Below are 2,279 nucleotides of genomic sequence, written 5' to 3' on the forward strand. Positions count from 1 at the left end.
AGCTCCTGTGGGAGGTAGCCGATCCGAAGCCGGGGGCGCTTGCGGATCGAGCCTTTGTCCGGCGATTCTTCGCCAAGGACCATGCGAAAGAGCGTCGTTTTCCCGGCGCCGTTCGGTCCCACTAAACCGACTCGTGAATTCGGGCGAAGATGCGCGGAGGCTTCGGTCAGCAGCACCTTCGTGGAGTATTGCTTGCTGATGGATTCAATTTGGAGCATCGGCACAAACCTTCCATGTGAAATGGGACGACGAGGTCACCCGAATGAACTCGACCGGAGTGAACGGTCAGGAGGTTGGGAGGCGAGGCAGTTGAAGAAAGCCGAACATCGTTGCTACGTACAGCGAGAGTATGTATATGGTCCTACGCACTTGTGGTATTTATCCGACCGTATCAACTACGATGAGACCCAAAATAGCGGTCGGCGCGTGCAAGCAGTGATCTGAAAATACCATCGTGGTTGAAGACTCTATCCGATCGCGCCAGTTACGATACGACGAAAATTAGCGATCGGCTCAACTCACACATCAGCAAACTACAAAGCCCCAGTGGGGTTTATCCATCGGCTCAATTACGATAAACCTCAAAAGAGCGACCGGGACAAACGAAACTTTGTTTGGTGGAGCTGGCCGGGATTGAACCGGCGACCTCGTGAATGCCATTCACGCGCGCTCCCAACTGCGCTACAGCCCCACCCTGGGAGATTCAGAGATCAAATTAACATGGAAAATTGAGGCGTTGAACAACTCCGGCATGCTAACACGCACTGTAGAGCCAGTCAACCGACCACTCGCTGCTCCCCAGTCTCAAGAACACCAGCAATGCTTTGAGTGGGAAGCATCTCCACGACCAGCTTGACAAAAAAATAGACGACACCTACCATGAGGTCCCTTGGCTCTGATCTCAATCGGGTCAGAGCCATTTTTTCGTGCCGAAGCCGGCTGGGGATATCTTCGACTATGGGCAATCTCGTCATTATCGGTGCTCAGTGGGGCGATGAGGGAAAGGGCAAGATCGTCGACATCTTAGCCCGGGACGCCGATTTCGTCGTACGCTATCAAGGCGGCTCCAACGCCGGACATACCGTGATCAACGAGCGGGGAACCTATATTTTCCATCTGATCCCTTCGGGGGTTTTGTACCGGGGAACGACCTGTGTCATCGGCAACGGCGTCGTCGTCGACCCCGGTTCTCTCATCGAAGAGATGGATCTGCTCCAGACCAAGGGCATCACGATCGGCAAGAACTTCGTCGTCAGCCAGCGGGCGCACCTGATCCTCCCGTATCATAAGGCGATCGACCGGGCGTCGGAACAGTCCAAAGGGTCTCGGAAAATCGGCACGACCGGACGCGGGATCGGGCCCTCGTATGCCGACAAGATGGCACGGATTGGAATTCTCATGGGGGATTTGCTGAACGCATCATTGTTCAGGAAAAAACTCGAAGAGAATCTAGTCGAAATGAACTGGTTCCTGGAGCGGTTGTACAAAGTCGAGACGTTTCGAGTCGATAAAGTCTTCGATCAGTACGTGGCGTATGCCGATCGGCTCAGGAGCCATATTGTCGACACCACCGTGCTGTTGAATCGTGCGATCGAGAAGAACAAGACGGTCTTATTTGAAGGGGCTCAAGGCACGAACCTGGATGTGGACTTCGGCACCTATCCCTATGTGACCTCGTCCAGTGCCGCGGCAGGCGGGGCCTGCACGGGCACCGGAGTCGGTCCGACGATGATCGATGCGGTCATGGGCATCGCCAAGGCCTACTCGACAAGGGTCGGCAGTGGGCCGTTTCCAACCGAGCTCACCGATGAGAACGGACGAGGGCTCCAGGAACGGGGGCGAGAATTTGGTTCCACCACGGGACGTGCGAGGCGATGCGGTTGGTTTGATGCGGTCGTGGTTCGCCATGCGACGCTGGTGAATGGGCTCACGTCTCTGGCTCTCACCAAACTCGATGTTCTCGACGGCTGCAAGGAGTTGAAGCTCTGCATCGGGTACAGACATGGGGGTACCGTCTATAAGAGCATGCCGGCTGATCTGGACGTATTGACCGACTGCAAGCCGGTCTATCAGCGGATGAAAGGGTGGACGACGGCGACGACGGGAACGACCAGTTACAAGCGGCTCCCGGTCGAAGCGAAACGCTACTTGGCTCGCATTGAAGAGTTGTCCCAGTGCCGGATCGATATGATCTCCACCGGGTCAAAGCGCGCGGAGACGATCATGCTGCGCAATCCCTTGGACTGCTCTCGCCGGCGCCCTAAACGCTCCTGAAAATA

The 2,279-nt window shown here is 55.9% G+C and carries 2 protein-coding genes and 1 tRNA gene; 1 reads left to right on the forward strand and 2 read right to left on the reverse strand.

Going from position 1 to position 2,279, the window contains the following annotated elements; all coding sequences use genetic code 11:
• Window positions 1-218, reverse strand: a 218-nt coding sequence (locus ACOSYY_RS02600) for an ATP-binding cassette domain-containing protein (RefSeq protein WP_421660714.1), incomplete at its 3' end; no start/stop codon positions are given.
• A gap of 397 nt (window positions 219-615) precedes the next feature.
• A tRNA-Ala gene (locus tag ACOSYY_RS02605) sits at window positions 616-691 on the reverse strand.
• Between the two features lie 266 nt (window positions 692-957).
• Between ACOSYY_RS02605 and ACOSYY_RS02610 the strand changes: the two genes are divergently transcribed.
• Window positions 958-2,274 carry an adenylosuccinate synthase gene (locus ACOSYY_RS02610; RefSeq protein WP_421660715.1) on the forward strand — a complete coding sequence of 439 codons (1,317 nt, stop codon included), beginning with the start codon at window positions 958-960 and terminating at the stop codon, window positions 2,272-2,274.
• Window positions 2,275-2,279 lie beyond the last annotated feature (5 nt).

It is taken from the genome of Nitrospira sp. BLG_2, from assembly GCF_049222245.1.